This is a genomic window from bacterium SCSIO 12741 (assembly GCA_024398055.1).
Classification (GTDB): domain Bacteria; phylum Bacteroidota; class Bacteroidia; order Flavobacteriales_G; family Salibacteraceae; genus SCSIO-12741.
Genome location: CP073749.1, coordinates 3,276,394 through 3,293,771, shown reverse-complemented (window position 1 = coordinate 3,293,771; position 17,378 = coordinate 3,276,394). Strand labels below are relative to the sequence as shown.

General features: G+C 44.9%; 9 protein-coding genes. 3 read left to right on the top strand and 6 right to left on the bottom strand.

Annotation, left to right across the window (positions count from 1 at the left end; genetic code table 11):
* The first annotated feature begins 33 nt into the window (after window positions 1-33).
* Entirely contained in the window at window positions 34-1,608 is a 1,575-nt protein-coding gene (locus tag KFE98_14015; GenBank protein UTW61126.1) for a DUF547 domain-containing protein, read from the top strand.
* 204 nt (window positions 1,609-1,812) lie between these two features.
* Here the strand turns inward: KFE98_14015 and KFE98_14010 are convergent, their stop codons facing one another.
* From KFE98_14010 to KFE98_13985, 6 genes are all read right to left on the bottom strand, one after another.
* The gene (locus KFE98_14010; GenBank protein ID UTW61125.1) at window positions 1,813-2,691 is read right to left on the bottom strand and encodes a cupin-like domain-containing protein; all 879 of its coding nucleotides are present in this window, start codon (window positions 2,689-2,691) and stop codon (window positions 1,813-1,815) included.
* Between the two features lie 248 nt (window positions 2,692-2,939).
* Window positions 2,940-3,425 carry a hypothetical protein gene (locus tag KFE98_14005; GenBank protein ID UTW61124.1) on the bottom strand — a complete coding sequence of 162 codons (486 nt, stop codon included), beginning with the start codon at window positions 3,423-3,425 and terminating at the stop codon, window positions 2,940-2,942.
* A complete protein-coding gene (locus KFE98_14000; GenBank protein ID UTW61123.1) occupies window positions 3,382-5,208 on the bottom strand; it encodes a T9SS type A sorting domain-containing protein in 1,827 nt (608 codons plus the stop codon). Before KFE98_14000 ends, KFE98_14005 begins: the two co-directional genes overlap by 44 nt.
* Window positions 5,209-5,290: 82 nt before the next feature.
* Complete coding sequence (locus KFE98_13995; protein UTW61122.1) at window positions 5,291-5,746, bottom strand: gliding motility-associated C-terminal domain-containing protein; 456 nt, start codon at window positions 5,744-5,746, stop codon at window positions 5,291-5,293.
* A 26-nt stretch (window positions 5,747-5,772) separates the two neighbouring features.
* Window positions 5,773-9,657, bottom strand: coding sequence for a PKD domain-containing protein (locus KFE98_13990; GenBank protein UTW61121.1), 3,885 nt, complete (start codon window positions 9,655-9,657; stop codon window positions 5,773-5,775).
* Between the two features lie 113 nt (window positions 9,658-9,770).
* Window positions 9,771-14,123 carry a PKD domain-containing protein gene (locus KFE98_13985; protein UTW61120.1) on the bottom strand — a complete coding sequence of 1,451 codons (4,353 nt, stop codon included), beginning with the start codon at window positions 14,121-14,123 and terminating at the stop codon, window positions 9,771-9,773.
* A gap of 67 nt (window positions 14,124-14,190) precedes the next feature.
* Here KFE98_13985 and KFE98_13980 point away from each other — a divergent pair, with 67 nt between their 5' ends.
* Window positions 14,191-15,288, top strand: a complete 1,098-nt coding sequence (locus KFE98_13980; GenBank protein UTW61119.1) for a PorP/SprF family type IX secretion system membrane protein — start codon at window positions 14,191-14,193, stop codon at window positions 15,286-15,288.
* On the top strand, window positions 15,275-17,326 hold the full coding sequence (locus KFE98_13975) for an OmpA family protein (GenBank protein ID UTW61118.1): 2,052 nt from the start codon (window positions 15,275-15,277) through the stop codon (window positions 17,324-17,326). Before KFE98_13980 ends, KFE98_13975 begins: the two co-directional genes overlap by 14 nt.
* The last annotated feature ends 52 nt before the right edge of the window (window positions 17,327-17,378 follow it).

The window sequence follows — 17,378 nt, the reverse complement described above, 5'->3', positions numbered from 1 at the left end:
CAATTTTGAGTCTGAATCATGAGATTTATGTTGATGGGTAAGATTTTCACTACGTTTTTTATAGGACTGCTAATAGGTGGTCCTTTGGCATTATTAGGCCAATCCTCTGTGCAGCTGGAGGATGAGATGGATTCATTCTTTAAGCAATCAGTAACGAACGGCCGGGTTGACTACGACCAACTACACAATCATCCGGAGCAACTTAAGGCACTGGTAAAAAAACTCGAGCCGGCTTCCCAACTCCCTCAAGACTCAACGGATCAAAAGGCCTTTTGGATCAACGCGTACAATGTTCTGGTTATCTATGAGGTAATTCAAAACTACCCCCTCTCTTCTGTAAAAGACGTACAGGGATTTTTTGAACGCAAAAACTACGTTGTAGCTGGAAACAAACTCTCCCTCAACGATATTGAAAACAAAATTCTCCGCAAGCAATGGAAGGATTCAAGAATCCACTTCGTGCTAGTATGTGGAGCAATAGGATGTCCTCCGATTATACCAGAAGCTTACCGCAGTTCTCAACTGGATGATCAATTGACTCGTCAAACCCAAGCAGCTTTGAACGATCCCAAGTTCATTCAGGTTAAAGACGGAGAGGAAACGGTTCTATTCTCATCCATTTTTAAATGGTATAAAAGCGATTTTCTTAACGAATCGGATGGATTGATCTCTTACCTTAATACATACCGTGAAACAGCAGTTCCTGGCCATTACAAAGAGGAGTATTACGAATACGACTGGTCCTTGAATGGTAAGAGTAGAACAAGCAACTCCGCCACCAGTAGCGCTTCGGATGAACTGAACTTGCAACAATACACCCCATCCGTTTTGCTAAGCTCAGGACAATGGGAGGTCAAGCTCTTTCAAAATTTGTACACCCAAAAAGGGGGCTACGACGACAACAGTGAATTTGCGGCCTTTGGTCAGCGCAGTACTTTCTTTACCTCAATCAATCAATTTACCTATGGTATTAATCGCCGAATTAACGTGGGTGCTGATCTCTGGGTAAAAAGTGTGCTTTACCACAATCCTGACGACTCTCCCCTACAGATTTTCCGGTTTCAGAATACTCCGGATAGCCGAACGGCTTTGAGTGCCGTAGGACCAAGAATTCGAGTCAACCCGATAAAAAAATGGTCGCATTTTGCGGTACAAACTACCTTCTTAATTCCGGTTGCCGATAATCAGGACGGGAGTGATGATCCAGAACTACCTTGGTTGAGCCGGGATGCCTATCTCTGGACGGTTCGCCTGAATTATGACATGATGATGGGACAAAAGTTTCAATGGTTCTTCCAGATGGCCTCTTGGTATACCGTTGGAAAGCCTGGGGAAGCCACGCCCAACCAATTGGAATTGCCGGTGGACATATTCCTGACCTATTTTCCCACTCAGCGTTTGTCCTTTTATGCTCAGAATCAATTCTGGCCCCAAATCAAGGAAAATGGAGAACCCAGCGGTTATTTTCTTCAGGGTGGTTTAGGTGCTAAGTTTCAGCTCATTCCAGGTTTTATGGAATTGGAAACCTCCTATACCAATTTCTATTATGGTCGCAACAGCGGTGCTGGTCAAACCTTCAATTTGGGTATCCGACTCTTAGGCGGCTAAATCTCCTCGTGTCGAAAGATTGAATAAGTTGACGATTAGTTAACTTGGATTTCTCATGGCTCAATTACTATTGCCGATGTACGCAACACCCTAATTGCCATGACCCGAAATATCGAAAAAGTTCTATTGATACTTCTCCTTTCAGCCTTTTTCATGTTTATTTTTCTCATGGGCATCTCGGCCCAACTACACGGCTAAAAGAATTTAGTGAGCCAGTGCCCCACTCTTCTGGACTACTTTGTCACCATTGATTGCAGCTTGCTTGGTTTTCCAATCAAACCACTTTTCTCCCAATGATTTTCTCATCAAATCATCAACGGTAGAGATAACTCCTGCTTGCCAAAGACCAGAAATGGTATTACCTGCTCCACCTAAACTACGGAAAGACATTCCAATTCCAGGCTCCATATAACGGATGTAGTGCCAGTATTTACAAGGCATGAACAAGGTTTCGCCTTTTTCCAAAACCGTATGCTGACCTCGAGCATGGTGAAGTGCTGGGAATTTATCATAATCCGGTTCCTCAATTTCAACGGCACTATGCACGCTAAATGGATAGCGGTACAAAGCTTCGTCTTGAGAAGGTGGAAATAGGGCAATGAATTTTTTACCCCAAAACTCGGTCAGAAAGACATTCGCATTATCCATATCGCGGTGAATACGCGTTACAGCACCTTGTCCTCCAAAGAAGGTGAAGGGCATCTTTTTCAAGATACGGTCCGCAATGTCAGGAAATTCGAAGTCGTTTTTCAACTCTGGCTTTAGCTTAAACACATCAAAAAGGAATAAGCGCTTATCCGTGGGCTCTGAAAGAATGAGGTCTATATATTGGGAGAACTTCATTATTTCAGGTGGTGTTTTGTAAGATCTATCGAGGTAAGATTTGTCTCCGTTAAACACGCCAATTTCGTGATGCCCCAACTCTCTTTTGAAGTAATCAGGCGTCCATTTGCGGTTTGCCTCTGAGTCACTCAGCAAATGCTTAATCTTCACTGGCCTTTGGGGCTTCATGAAGTTCTCCTGAAAATCCTTGTAGGAAATTCGGTCGACGGTTTCAATTTCTTTGCTAAAATCTATGGGCATAATGTCTTAATCTGAATCTGACCACAAAAGTAAGGAAACCCCCATTGAATGAACAATGACAATAATCAATTACCGTAAGTAGGGCGAGAAATACCCAGATCAAGGTATGTAGCCACGACGGAAGGCTTTTTCAGAAAACTTGAGGTGATCCTCCGATACTTCGAATTGATCTCCGTCCAAATCCATCTCTTCAACCGACTTGACTTCATAAACGATGTTTTCGTTTTTGAGTCGTAAAACGAGTCCTTTTACGGGAAGAACTCCAATAGGAGAAAGTCCGCCCTTAATCTTGGAGTATACCAAACGAGGTACTCAATGTTGTTTACCAAATCTTTGAGAATCACCTTCTTCGCCTTATAACCAGCAATTTCCTCTACTACTGAAGTAGATTCAATGGTATAGCGATCTTTTAAGTTGCTGTAAAGGATGCAACAGTTGGTATCCATCGCCTCATATTTGTAGGAGTTGCTACCACTTTTCCAGATGTAGGTCTTCCCCTTCTCTTCGATAGAATCCAAGGTTTGATCACTGAATTGGACGTAGATTCCCTTGCCCTTGTAGAAATACATGCTGTTTTTAACTTTCAGCATTTCTGGAAGGGTATTAACAAGTTCAGCCTGTTTTTTACTCTTGCCCGCTTCAATGGTAATCAGGTATTCGGCTTTACCTGACTTCTGGGCTAAAAGTGGATTAGCGCTTAATAAAAGAACGGCCAGCCCGATGAACGCCATCATGGAGATGGAGGAGGTAATTCCCCGGGGGCAAATCACTGACGGTAAGGGAAAGTTTCTTTTCATGAGCCTCCAAAGTTACATTATCCCAACGCTTCACCAAACCTCCTTGCAGGTTGTGTATCTCTACTTGAAGATTTTCAGAGCCTTCGCCGATATAAGACAGGTGTAACTCCTCTCCTACCGGATTTGGATAGATCACTCCCCACTGCGAAGTAGAATTGATTTGAGAGTACACCATACCGCTTATAACGGTAGTATCTGTTGTATCCGTGGTGTCGGTAGTATCAGCAGGCATAGCGGCCCAATCTAGGCGCCCCAGGTACATTTTAGGACCTTGGCTATCACGACCATCAGACCAAACTACCCAGGTTTTGTTGTTATGAGAAACAGCTGTGGTGTAATCCCCGAAAAAGGAAGAGGACCCATATTGGCTAAAAATGGTTTTTCCCAAGGACACTCTTTGAGTCTTGCTAAAAGTTGCCCCTTGATCAGTGGAATGTACGGAGTAGTAATACCCGCCATCCTGAGCCTGATCTAAAGCATGCCAACTAACAGTCACCTTTCCATCTCCCGTAGCTGATAAAGAGGGCATTAGAGACTGAGTATTGGTGAAAGTGGTATCCAGAGTTGAAAGATCTATTCGGTTGCTCCAGGTATCTCCAGTATCCAAAGACCGAATAAAATACCCGCGGGTTTGATCCTGATCGTTGGAACCATAAACGACGTAAACACCACCTTGGTCATCAATGGCCATATTCACAGCGGCATTAGCTCGATCATGAACCTTTACCCCATTATTCCCGCCCAGTCCAGGCACACATACACCCAAGGAGCTTTTTTGAGGAAAGGTTTTCCCACCATCTCTTGACAACAGGTGAAATACCTCACCAGAGCCCAAAACCACATAAGTGATATGAAGATTTCCAGCCTTATCTACTTGAACATTTCCAAACTGAACCCCATTTTCGCTGCTTACGGGAATAACGGTATTGGTGTAATCGGAAGCGCCTGGCTCCAGTTTCTTCATTACAATTCCTTGATTGAGATGTGTACTATCGGGGTTAGGAATGAGCAAACAAGTGGTGTACAATGTTCCATCTCTCGGGCCGCCGGAGCGATCTACCGCCATCCATTGACGGTCAAATACCCCTTGCCCTACTCTACCGGCTGTGCCGCTAAAAGTGAATTCGCCATAACCCAACGTGTGGTTATCAATTCCAGGGTTCCAGCTAAAAGTTTTACCCTTATCCGTACTGGTAGCGAAATACATTGTCATGGGCAAAGAATTGTTGGCCGCATCGAACCCTAGATAAATCCAAGTGAAAAACAATTTCCCATTTGCATCGAAGGCAAACACGGGATCTCCTCCTCCTTGAACGGCCACATTCGGAAAGTCTGCCCGATAAGGGTCTCTGGTATTGAAATTACTTTCCGTCCAGGTTACTCCGCCATCCAATGAATAATATACCGGGAAATTCAAGGATTGAGTTCTTGACATAAAACTCAGTACCAAATTCTGAGAATCGGTTGGATTCATGGCAATAAAAGCTTCTGCTTCGGAAGTTCCACCGGAAGTGGATGATGTCACCTTCCATTCAGTAGATTCTGCCCGGCTCCCCATCAACTCATTCAACGCTGGAATGGATTGATCTTGGCCTGCTGAACCCGGACGGTATTTTTCTTTTAAAATTTCCTGAATTAATTCCTTGGTCAGGTCATCCTGGGCTTGTACAGTCCCTATTAAACCAACCATCATTATCCCGAGTACTAATTTCTTGATCATTGACGTCAAATGTAGTTCAATCCAATAACGCTCTAAAATTAAAAACGTTGGCTATGATACAAGGGTAAGCTGGCAGACAGGACTATCGGATGAGGCTAAAATAACCTTCTTCAATGGATACCTCTTCATCGTAGGTACGCACCTCGATCACGTAAATGTAGGTTTCCATGTTTTGTAATTCTCCTTTGTAGTAACCGTCCCAGCCCAATTGATCAGGGGATGATTCAAAAACCATTTCACCCCAGCGGTTGAATACCTTAAAGCTGATGATGTCTTTGATTCCCCATCCCGCCGGAAATATGACATCATTCACCCCATCACCATTTGGAGTAAAGGCTTCAGGAACATCGACGGAGTATTTTACCTCCACTTCCACTTTTACTACTTGAATGGCCTCAAAGCAACCCAAGGAATCCTTGATCGTTAAGGTGTATTCGGTGGTCCGCAATGGTTGAGCAATAGGTTCTGCACAATCGGCACAAGACAGACCTGTAGAAGGCGTCCAGCTCCAGGTATAAGCCTGGAAGGCCGTCGGCATTAGTTGAACTTGTTCACCCACAATTATTACTGTGTCCGGGGCATGGTGAGCGTTGGTTTTTGCTGTACAAATACCCAGGTGGTATCGTAGTTAGCACACCAATTACTATCACGTCCCTCTACGTAGTAAGCACGGGTTTCTGAAGGCCAAACGGTTGGAGAGGTCTTGGTGGTATCGTCAATTTGATTATTGGGCGACCAGTTGTAAATATTTCCTCCAGTTGCGGTCAATCGAATACTGTCTTCTAAACAAATCCATTGATCCGAAGAGGCTGTGATTACTGGTAAAGGGTGAACCCGAACTGGTTTTTGAATGGTGTCTTTACAGCCATTTTGGCTATTCTCATAGACCAAGGTAACGGTGTAGTCGCCATCTTGCAGATAGGTATTCTCCGGATCAGCTTGATTAGAACTGTTGCCATCTCCAAAACTATAGGTCCAGGTATCTCCTAATTGCGAGCGATCCTGCAGTTTCATCTCAAAAGGCATACAACCGATGGAATCTGGATTGAATCTGAAATCAGCAATCACTTCTTCCACCACAACTTCCCGGGTATTGAAAACCTTACAGGTCTTGAGGGAATCTTCTAAGACCATAACGGCGTTGATCTTTCCCACACGGGTATAGACATGGTGAAGCGTGTCCACAGACCTTCCGGTACTATCCACTCTTCCGTCACCGAAATCCCATACAAAGGAATAGGCAAATGGATTCATCGTATCCAGAACAAAACTTAGTGGCTCGTACTTACAAACGGAATCAGGAACAATTGAGTAAGAAGCCCATGGCCCTGTGATGCGAATGTATTGCGGCACCGTAGCAGAGTCTTTACAACCATTGGAGGTTTCTACAATCAGCTTAACATCAAAAATACCGGGTTCTGTGTATACCTTGTTCAATGAATCACGCTGCTGGGTTCTGATGGGCACTTTACCATCTCCAAAATCCCAGGTAAACCACTTCAGCGAATCTCCCACCGATTGATCAAAGAATAACATCGGAGCCGGGTAGCAATTGGTATCTCTAAGATTGGAGTAAAAAGCAACCGTATCAATTCCCTGAACGGTCAAATTCTTGACCATCGTATCGCTACATTGACCATGGGAAACGACATATTTGGTCTGGTACTTACCTGATGTGGGATAACTGTATTTGGGTGAAATAGCCGTCGAGCTATCCCCTGTTCCAAAATACCATTTTATACTCCCTCCATTAGGAATGAGTAAATCTTGAAAGAGAACGCTATCTCCTCTACATATGGTGGAATCGTCGATCGTGTAATTAGCTCGAGGATAGGAAATAAAAATGGGCATGATGAGCGAATCGGCACAACCGCCGTAGAAAGTCTCAATTCGGAGTTTTAATTGATGCGTATCTGCCGTAATCCGATAACCGAACGTAGTATCCGCCTTTAACGGCCATCTTCGCGGCAAAATAGAGTCTTTTGATAAAGAAACGGTATCCAGAAACCATTCATAAGTAGCTCGACTGGAATCGGTGTAAGAAGTACTGCTAAAAACGAGGCTATCACCGGCGCAAATTACGGGCCCCACAAAATCCATAGAAGCCATGGGATCGTGAACGTAAACCGGTTTAATAACCGTGTCAAAACAGCTGTCTTGAGACATTACAATCAATTGGGCATTGTAGATACCTTCCTGGTTGTATTTCACACTTTGCTTGGGATTTAAAATGGGTTTGTATCCATTCCCAAAATCCCAGAAATAATTGATTCCAATATTTCCAATGGAGGACGTGGCATCAAACTCAGCCGTTTCACCTGCACACAAATGACCTTTGTAAGTGAAAGATGCCGCCAACGGTGCAGCCGTCAAATGATGAAAGAAGGTATCTGCACAACCACTGGCATCGTTGTAGGCATAAAACTTGGTCAAGTAAAAACCTTGAGAACCATAGGTATGTACCGGAGTTAAGGTCGTGGAATCCAAGGGTGAACCATCTCCAAAATCCCAGTAATATCTGGTATATCCTCCTTTAATGTGTCCTACAAATGCTTGTTCCAATGGATTGGCGCATCGCGGACTCTGGGTAACACTCACCTTCGGGCCACTTACATAAACGGCCTTGTTGATAGTGGTATCGTCCTTACAGCCATGATCGGAGACCTCCAGTTTCACATCGATCCAGCCAGGTGTATTTCCAAAGGCATATTTGGTTCTCTTTCCAACGCTACCGCCACCAGGAGTAAATGTCCAATCGTAGTCGGTGATTTTGTTGCTATCGGTAGAAAGACTAATGAAATCCACATTTTCTCCCAAACAAACTGTATCGGGATTCCAGGTAAAATTGGCTTGCGGTTTCTCTCCAAATTCAAGGGGCAGGGCCGCAGAGTGCTTACATCCCATTGAATCCGTTACCTGCAAAGTAATATTGAACTTACCACGCTGATTAAACCGAATGGTATCGGCAGGTTGTGGAACGGTACTTCCGTTCGGAGGCGTTCCTGAATTAAAGGTCCATTGCCAGGTAAGAGGTTTAAACCTAAAACAGCTGTTGGAAGTAAAGTGGGCCCAGGAAGGCACACAGGGTCCACCGGATGTATAACCAATTCCAATAAAATCATTCAAAATGGTCACGGTATCTTTAACCATAACGGAATCCTTACAGCCAGCCGTAGTCAAAAACCATTGCTCTACATCATAGGTTTTCTTGGCACAGCTGCTTGGCGGATAAGTGTGGGTGTACTCAAAAAATGGGCGGTAATCTGATCCTTGTGGCAAATAGGGATGCCGGTACATCATCGAATCCAACGATTGAGGTGTCGTGTTCTTGAAACGAACCTTGTTGGGCTGGCAAATGGAATCGTAGTGAACTGTGAATGAAGGATTAACCACCTGTACATACACGGTTTTGGTCACGGAATCCAAACATCCTGGCCCCGAGGAGGCGACCAATTTTACCTGATGATTTCCTGAAGTTGAAAATTTAAAATGAGGATCTCTTAAGGTGGAGGAACCTTGCGTTCCGAAGGTCCATTGAAAGGTATTTGCCCCTACTGACTGATTTACGAATGTATCGAGCATCCCTTTACAGAGTGTATCCGGAAAGGAAAAATCCGCTAAGGTTTGAGCAATGGTGATGTACTTGGTTTGCTTCAAGGTGTCCTTGCATCCATTCGCATCGGTTACGATAAGGGTTACGTCATAAAATCCGGCCGCAGTGTAGGTATGCGTTGGCGAAGTGGCGGAAGATGAATTTCCATCGCCAAAGTCCCAGGCATAGGTTACCGGTGCTGCTCCTCCTACCGAAGAGTTGTTAAATGTAGTGGTAAGTGGTGGGTTACAATCAGAGCGTTTGCTTGCAGAAAAACGGGCCTCTGGAGGATCAACAACAATAATGTTGAGTTTCTGCTCATCTGAAATACAACCGTTGGTATCCGTTACTTGGAGGGACACTGAAAAGGTTCCGCGATTGTTGTATAAATGGGTTGGATTCTGCGTTGTTCCCGGGGTGGTCAGGTCTCCATAATCCCATTTCCAGGTTTTTATGGGAGCGCTTCCTACGGTGGTATTATCGGTAAAATCGACTCGTACAGGCTTACACTTGGTGACCAGGTTGTAGGAAAAATCGGCCACAGGGTTTTGGTGTACGGTGATGTATTGAGTCACTGTTTTAGTTACGGTATCCACTCCATCAGAAACCGTCAGTCGTACAGTATACTGACCTGGATTGCTATAAACTCTGGATGGATTTGCCTGAGAAGAAAAACCGCTGTTTCCAAAATCCCAATCGTAATAGATGATGGGTCTCGGTCCATTCGACAAACTGGTAAAGTTGACCTGAATGGGGGCACAACCTCGGGTTGTATCTGCGGTAAAATCACAGACCAATTGAGCTTGGCCGTAAACAGTAAATAGGCTGAATAAGAGTATAAAAGCGGATCGGAGCATAGTGGATATTGGCCCGGTGAAATTAGCGCAAACCAAGTTGAGAGGCAAACGCTTTTTTGGAGAAACTGGTTTCGGGCATTTAAGTAGCTGTTTTAACTTATTGGGTCATCGGATTAAACTGAACACCCTTGCTTCGTCCTGAGTATGTCGTCATAAGTTCTGGCACTGACCAGATAAATGTAGGTTTCCGCATTTTGCAATTTTCCTTTGTAATATCCATCCCATCCTGGGTCTGCAGGTGTGGCTTCAAATACCTGCTCTCCCCAGCGGTTGAACACCCGAAATTCAACAATATCTTTTATTCCCCAGCCATCAGGATAAATCACATCATTTACGCCGTCTCCGTTGGGTGTAAATGCCTCAGGCACATCCAGTGAGTACTTTTCTTCCACTTCAATACGTAAAGATCGAGTGGTTTCAAAACACCCCATAGAATCTTTCACTGTGAGCTGGTATACGGTATTGACTAAGGGTTGAGCTATAGGGTTGGGGCAATCTGTACACGACAGCCCTGTAATGGGCGTCCAAGACCAGAAGTAGGCATCAAATCCTACCGGGCTCAATTCTATCTGCTCCCCAACTATGATAACCGTATCGGGCGGCATGGTCAACTGAGAAGGTAGCTGCACCCTAATCCAGACGGAATCGGTACCACTGCACCAATTGGAATCACGTCCAATCACCTGGTAATAACTGCTCTGCCTTGGCCAAACATCGGGATTACTCTTTTGTGCGTCGTTAATGTTCTCATTCGGTAACCATTCGTAGGTAATCGCACCCGAGGCTTCTATCCTCAGCGTATCATCCCGACATATTTGTCGATCGGGTGACGCAGTCACTTCCGGACTTGGGTGTACCCTAACCTGTCGAACTACGGTATCCTTACAACCATTGCGACTGTTTTCATAAATCAAGGTGACCGTATGATCACCGGGAGATTGAATCACATAAGTGGGTACCGAATCCGTGGTGGATCCTCCATCGCTGAATTTGTAATTCCAGGTGTCTCCCAACCGGGATTGATTGGTCAATTTCAATTCAAAAGGTTCACACCCCGCGGAGTCTGGATCAAATCCAAATCCAGCAATTACTTCTTCAATGACCACTTCCTGGGTGGTGAATACCTGACAATGGCGGGATGAATCAGTTAAAACCATAACCGCCACCAAATTCCCAGTCTGATTATAGGAATGATTTAAGGTTGTGGTCGATCGATTGGTACTGTCCACTCGACCATCTCCAAAGTCCCAAACAAAGGTCCAGGCCAAATCATTCATACTATCCACCCTCAAAACCACGGGTTCGTTGATGCACAATGAGTCCGGAACGAGTGAAAACTCGGCATAAGGTCCTTTTACATCAATGTAATGACTCCGGGTAGCGGTGGCAGTACAACCAAATGAGGTTTCTACGGTAAGCGTAATATTAAATTCACCGGGGCTAATAAACGTTTTGGTCAAAGAGTCTTTGAGGTCCGTGCGGATTGGGACATTACCATCGCCAAAGTCCCAGGTATACCAGCTTAGAGAATCCCCCTTGGATTGATCAAAAAAGAAAGTAGTTGCGGGATAGCAATTGGTATCCGTTAGCGTAGCAAAAAAGGCTACCGTATCTACACCTTGCACCTCAAGCGGAAGTGCAAATGTATCTGAGCATGGACCGTAGGTGACGGCATATTGGGTTTTGTAAACTCCAGAAGAATCGTAAATGTATTTGGGTGAAGTCAAGCTGGAAGAATTACCATCACCAAAGGACCAATAAACCGATCCTGTATTGTGGTTCAGCGTATCTTCAAAAACCAAGGTATCGCCTCGACAAGCAGTAACATCACTAATCTGATACCTCGCTCTGGGTTTCGCTACAAAAAGGTCTTTGACCAAGGTATCGGCACAGCCAAACACATCTTCTACCCGCAACATGAGTTGGTGGGTATCAATCAATACCCGGTTGTTACCAGAATCAAGATGTTGAATCCAGTGGCTGTAGAAATTATTGGTATCCGGCATTTGAACGGAGTCGAGGTACCACTCAAAGGTCTTAAACACGTAATCGGTAGTGGACTGATTGATGATGACCAAACTATCGTTATCACATACTACGGGCCCAGTAAAATTGTGCGCTGCCACCGGCATGTGTGCCCAAATATCGAGGTGAGCCGTATCCCAACAACTGTCCAACGACATCACTATAAGTTGTGCCGTGTAACGGCCACTGGTATCGTATTTTGTGGTGACCTTGGACAACCGAGATTCGGTTTTACCATTGCCAAAATCCCACCAATAATTGAGTCCGATATTCCCGATGGAACCTCGACCATTTAATATGACTTCCCGATCTACACATACATGCTTAGGTGGATTGGTATGCCTGAATTTGGCTTGCAGAGGCGTTGGAAATACATTGAACTTGACAGAATCCACACAACCCGTGGTATCATTTTGGGCCCAAAATCGAATCTTGAAGAGCTGGGTTGAAGAATAGGTATGCGTGGGGCTTAGGTTGACGGAATCGAGCGGACTACCATCTCCAAAGTCCCAATAAAACTTGGTGTAACCACCGGCAATATTTCCTTTAAATTCTCGGGTTAATGGGTTGGAACAATCTGGTTTTTCTCCTGGAGTAACTACAGGTCCACTCACGTATACGGCCGGAAACAGCGTGTCATGCTCACAGGCGTATTGCCTAACCTTTAGCCGAACAATTTTGGTACCGAGGGAATAGTAGCGGTAGTTAGGGTGAATTTGATTGTCCACTCCCCCATCTCCAAAATCCCAGCTGTGCCCCGTAATCTTGGTCATGTCGGTAGATAAGTTGGTAAATTTGATGGAGTCGCCGTAACAAACCGTGTCATCGCTCACTACAAAATTGGCCTTCTGCTTACTTCCCAGATCAAAGGAGGACGTTTGTTTAAAAACACAACCAGCTGAATCCACTACGGTTACCGTTACAGGATATTTCCCCGGTTGAGTAAAGAGAAAGGTATCGATTGGGTTCTCAAGTATGCTGGTGTCAGCGGGGTTTCCGGTTCCAAAATCCCAAAACCAATTCACCGGCTTATTCTTCAAACAATGGGTCGGTGAATAGGAGGCCAAAGAAGGCGCACAGGGACTGGAATAAGCAATGTTTATGTCCAGGTGATTGGACTCAATCCTAATCGCTGGTCTTCGCACAGAATCCACGCACCCCATAGGCGTGGTAATCGTATGAGTAACATTGTAAGTAGTGGTTCGGCAGACACTCGGTGGAAATTGGATACTGGCCGTCATCCCATTATGAGTGTTGTTGTATTGGATCAAAAAGACCCTAAAACTGGATTTTTGAGGAATACCATTACTATTATCAGCCAGGGTAACAAATTCAGGACGACAGGCCGAGTCGTAGTTAACCGTAAATTCCGGATAAACCGAATCCACTCGAATGTTGTAAGTAACCGAATCTTTACAATTGGCTCCCGCCGATGCAATCAGCGTAACAGGCACAGTTCCTCCCTGGGTAAATGTAAAGGACGGATCCCACTGTGTGGAAGTACCCTGGTTACCAAATCTCCATAAAAAGGTATGAGCACCTACCGATTGATTGGTGAACTGATAGGAAGCATTTCGGCAAAGTGAATCCTGAAAGACAAAATCGGCAACGGTTTGCCCAATGGTAATAAAACGCTTTTCGACCAAGGTATCGTGACAACCGTTGGCATCAGAAATAATGAGCGTTACGTCATAAACTCCCGAATTGGAATAGGTATGACTTGGAGATACCGCAGATGACGTGGTGCCATCACCAAAATCCCATTGATAAGTAAATGGCGCCTGACCACCGGCACTTTGATTAGTAAAGACCGTATTTAATGGCGGTTTACAATCCGATCGACTGGTAGCTGTAAAGGCGGCTTCTGGTGGATCGACCACCACAATATTCTTTTTCTGCACATCGCTTCGGCAACCGTTTGCATCAATTACCGAAAGAATGACCGAATAAGTCCCCCGGTTCAAATAGTCATGGACTGGATTAGACTGCTTAGAGGGAGTAGTTAGGTCTCCAAAATCCCAGGTCCAATCCACAATGGCTGCTCCGCCCTGGCTGGAATTATCCTGAAAGGCGACTTGCACCGGTTTGCACAAAGTCAATTTGGTAAAGGAAAAATCAGCAGATGGATTTTGGTAAACTTCGATGTATTGCTGAATGGTTTTCTTGGCGGTATCAATTCCGTCAGAAACTGTTAGCGTTACAGTATACAGCCCTGGATTGGCGTAGATTCTCGAAGGATTGGACAAGAAGGATGTACCTCCATTGCCAAATTCCCACTTGTGGTAGGTAATTGGGTTGGGGCCGGTGGATAGATCTGTGAACGAAATTTGGATGGGGGAACAACCACGGGTGGTGTCCGCTGTAAAATCACATACCAATTGCCCGAAGGCAGAACCATTCAGCCCCAAAAATAGTACAATTGCAAGCAGTAGTCGCACCATAATTAAGGACCATTAAAGAGGTAAATATCACCATTTTATAGGTAAAACCCAATGCATTTTGTAAGGTTTGGCTATATTTTTACAAACCTTTGTAAGAGATCAAGGTATATCCCTATACTTGTACTACGACATGCTGAACCGATACCTAAATACCTTTTCCACCGTCTGCCTGCTTGTTGGATTGTCTTGTCTTGCCTTATTTCCGGCACAAGCTCAAGATGTGCACTTTAGCCAATTTTACCTCAGCCCTCTCACCACCAATCCGGCCAATACCGGGCATTTTGATGGCGATTGGCGAATTGCGGCTAACCACAGAAATCAATGGAGATCGCTTGGAAATCCGTACACCACTACTTCGCTTAGTTACGACCAAAATGTTTTCGTTTACTCGGAACAAATGGCCTTTGGCCTGCTTTATTTACACGATGAATCAGGCACGGTAGGACTCAAATTTGACAAAATCATGTTGAGCGGAGCCTACCACAAGCAACTGGGTCGCCATAAGTTACGACTCGGCATTCAACCGGGAGTGGTCATCAAGGCAGTAAACCTCAACGGAGTTTCCTTACCCGAGCAGTACGACAGAAGTACGGGTACCTTTAATAGCAGCCTGCCGTCAAGCGAGCCTGCTTATCAAGATCAGCTGACTTATTTTGACTTTAATGCGGGTATTTCCTACTCGGTGAATTTAGGAACCTTTAGGCCGGAAGCTGGACTATCCTTCTTTCACATCAATCAGCCTAATGAGTCGTTTTATGCGCAAACCAACAAACTACCCATGCGGGCTATGTTGACCATCAGAGCCGATATCGACCTGGGTAAAAAACTGGTATTCACCCCCAACTACCTGCACATGATTCACCAAAAAGCATCCGAAATTTTGGTGGGAGCTAATGTGATGGTTCGTTTGAATGACAATAAGATTAAGGCCTCTGGAATATATGGCGGAATGCTCTTTAGAAACGGTATCAATCGAAATACTGATGCTGCCATTGCGGTCGTGGGCATGAAGTTTAAACACCTCGAGGTGGGCTTCAACTATGACTTTACCGTTTCTGACTTACAGGCGGCCAACAACAGCCAAGGAGCCTATGAAATTTCTATCGTGTATACGAGTTTGAGTACCCTTTTGCAAAAAACCACAGTACCTTGTGAACGTTATTAATCGACTACTTCCTATTTCCTTGTTAGCGCTAATTCTTTGGGTTCCCGGAAAGGCCCAAAACCAGAGCTATTTTGCAGATGCGAAAACGGGAATTTTGAAAAGAAACCTTCAAGACGCCTATCGGAAAAACGATTATTACACCCAAATTGACATTCTTGAAGAACTTCTAAAACGCAAACCCGAAAAGGTAAATTGGCAGTTTAAACTGGCTCGAGCCTACGATGAGTCGCGAAACTACCAGCCGGCCATGGATCACTACTCCAAAACCTACTACGCCGATCCTAAGAAGTACGCCGTATGCCTGTTTCACATGGGGCGAATCATGAAAACCCGGGAACAGTACCAAATGGCCGGCGTTTATTTTGACCGATTTATAAAAGAATACCGGGAGCAAAAAGATTCGAAATACTACCGCAATTGGGCCAAAGCAGAATTAGGCGGAATTGAACTGGCGATGGCTGAAGACACCAGCAAACGTCAAGCCAATGTGGTACCCTTGGCCGGAAATATCAATAAGGCGCACATCGAATTTTCTCCGGTGATTCTCGACTCTACCACTTTTTGGTACACCTCTCTCCCATCGGATACGATAGTATACCGGTACGAGAACACCCTTGATCCTCCTGAAGTTCCCTTGCAGCAGGTGTTTCTCGCCCAAAAGCAGGGACAAGAATGGGAAAATGCGGGTTTGGCTCCAATCCCCTTGAATGAGTTGGGGGACAACATTGGTTCTTTGGCCTTATCGCCAGACAAACAGCGCCTTTATTTTACGCGATGTTCCTACAATTGGCAACGAAAAATCAGTTGTAAACTATACGTCTGCCACATGGAAGGTGGTCAATGGGGAGAACCCGAGTTGTTGGATGGCCAGATCAATTTGGACAATTACACAAGCACCCATCCAACGGTAGGACCTTCTTCCAAACCCGATCGGGATGTGATCTATTTTACTTCCGATCGTCCAGGTGGAAAAGGGGGCAATGACATCTGGTATTTCCGCTACCGCATTTCCAAAAACAAATACGAGAAACCACGTAATTGTGGGAATAAGGTGAATACGCCTCAAGACGAAATCACTCCCCATTTTGATGTACCCAGTCACCGCTTGTATTTCAGTAGTGAGGGGCGTCAATCGATAGGTGGGTTTGATGTTTTTTATACCGTTGGTGAACGATCCAAGTGGCTGGGCAAGGCCGAAAATGCCGGAACTCAATTGAATTCACCCCTCGATGACTTGTACTACATGCTATTCGATGATCGGGAGACGGGGCTTTTGGTTTCTAACCGGGATGGAAGTATCGCCCTAAAGCACCCTCATTGTTGCGACGACTTATTTTATGTACAATGGAAAAACCTGATTCGCCTGGCTATCGAAGGGGAAATTACCGACAAAAAAGACAACAAGCTGGCAGGAGTTGAACTGGTTCTCTATTCTCAGGACAGTATTGATGGTGAAGAATTGATCCTAAACCGTGTGACGGCGGATGAAAATGGAAACTTCAACGTTCGCCTGGAAGAAAACATCGACTACCGTATTCAGTTTGAAAAAGAAGGATACTTCTCAGAAGAGGTTAAAGTAAGCACCATTGGCAAAACAGAGTCTGACACACTCTTTCGGAACGTAAAATTGGCTCGCATTCCAGATGAGGAAATTATCATTCCCAACATTCTGTATGACTTTGATGATGCCTCCCTAACCTCTCAGGCCAAAACGGCTATTGACACTTCGATTTATCAAATCTTAATTCATAATCCTCAAATTATCGTAGAGATTAGTTCTCATACCGATTCAAAAGGTACCCATGCCTACAACGAGCACTTGTCTCAACAACGTGCTGAATCAGTCGTGAAATACCTGCGCTCCAAAGGAATTGACAAGGAAAGAATGCAACCCAAAGGGTACGGTGAAACTCAGCCGATAGCCCCCAACGTATTCACCGATGGTTCTGATAATCCAGCCGGGCGAGCCAAAAACCGCCGAACAGCCTTCCGCGTAATCGGGCAAATGCCTGTGGACGTGGAATACGAAGATTTTTAGCTTTCGTCAGAAAGACAAGACTGTTTCTACTTTGAAATTGTTTTGGTAAATT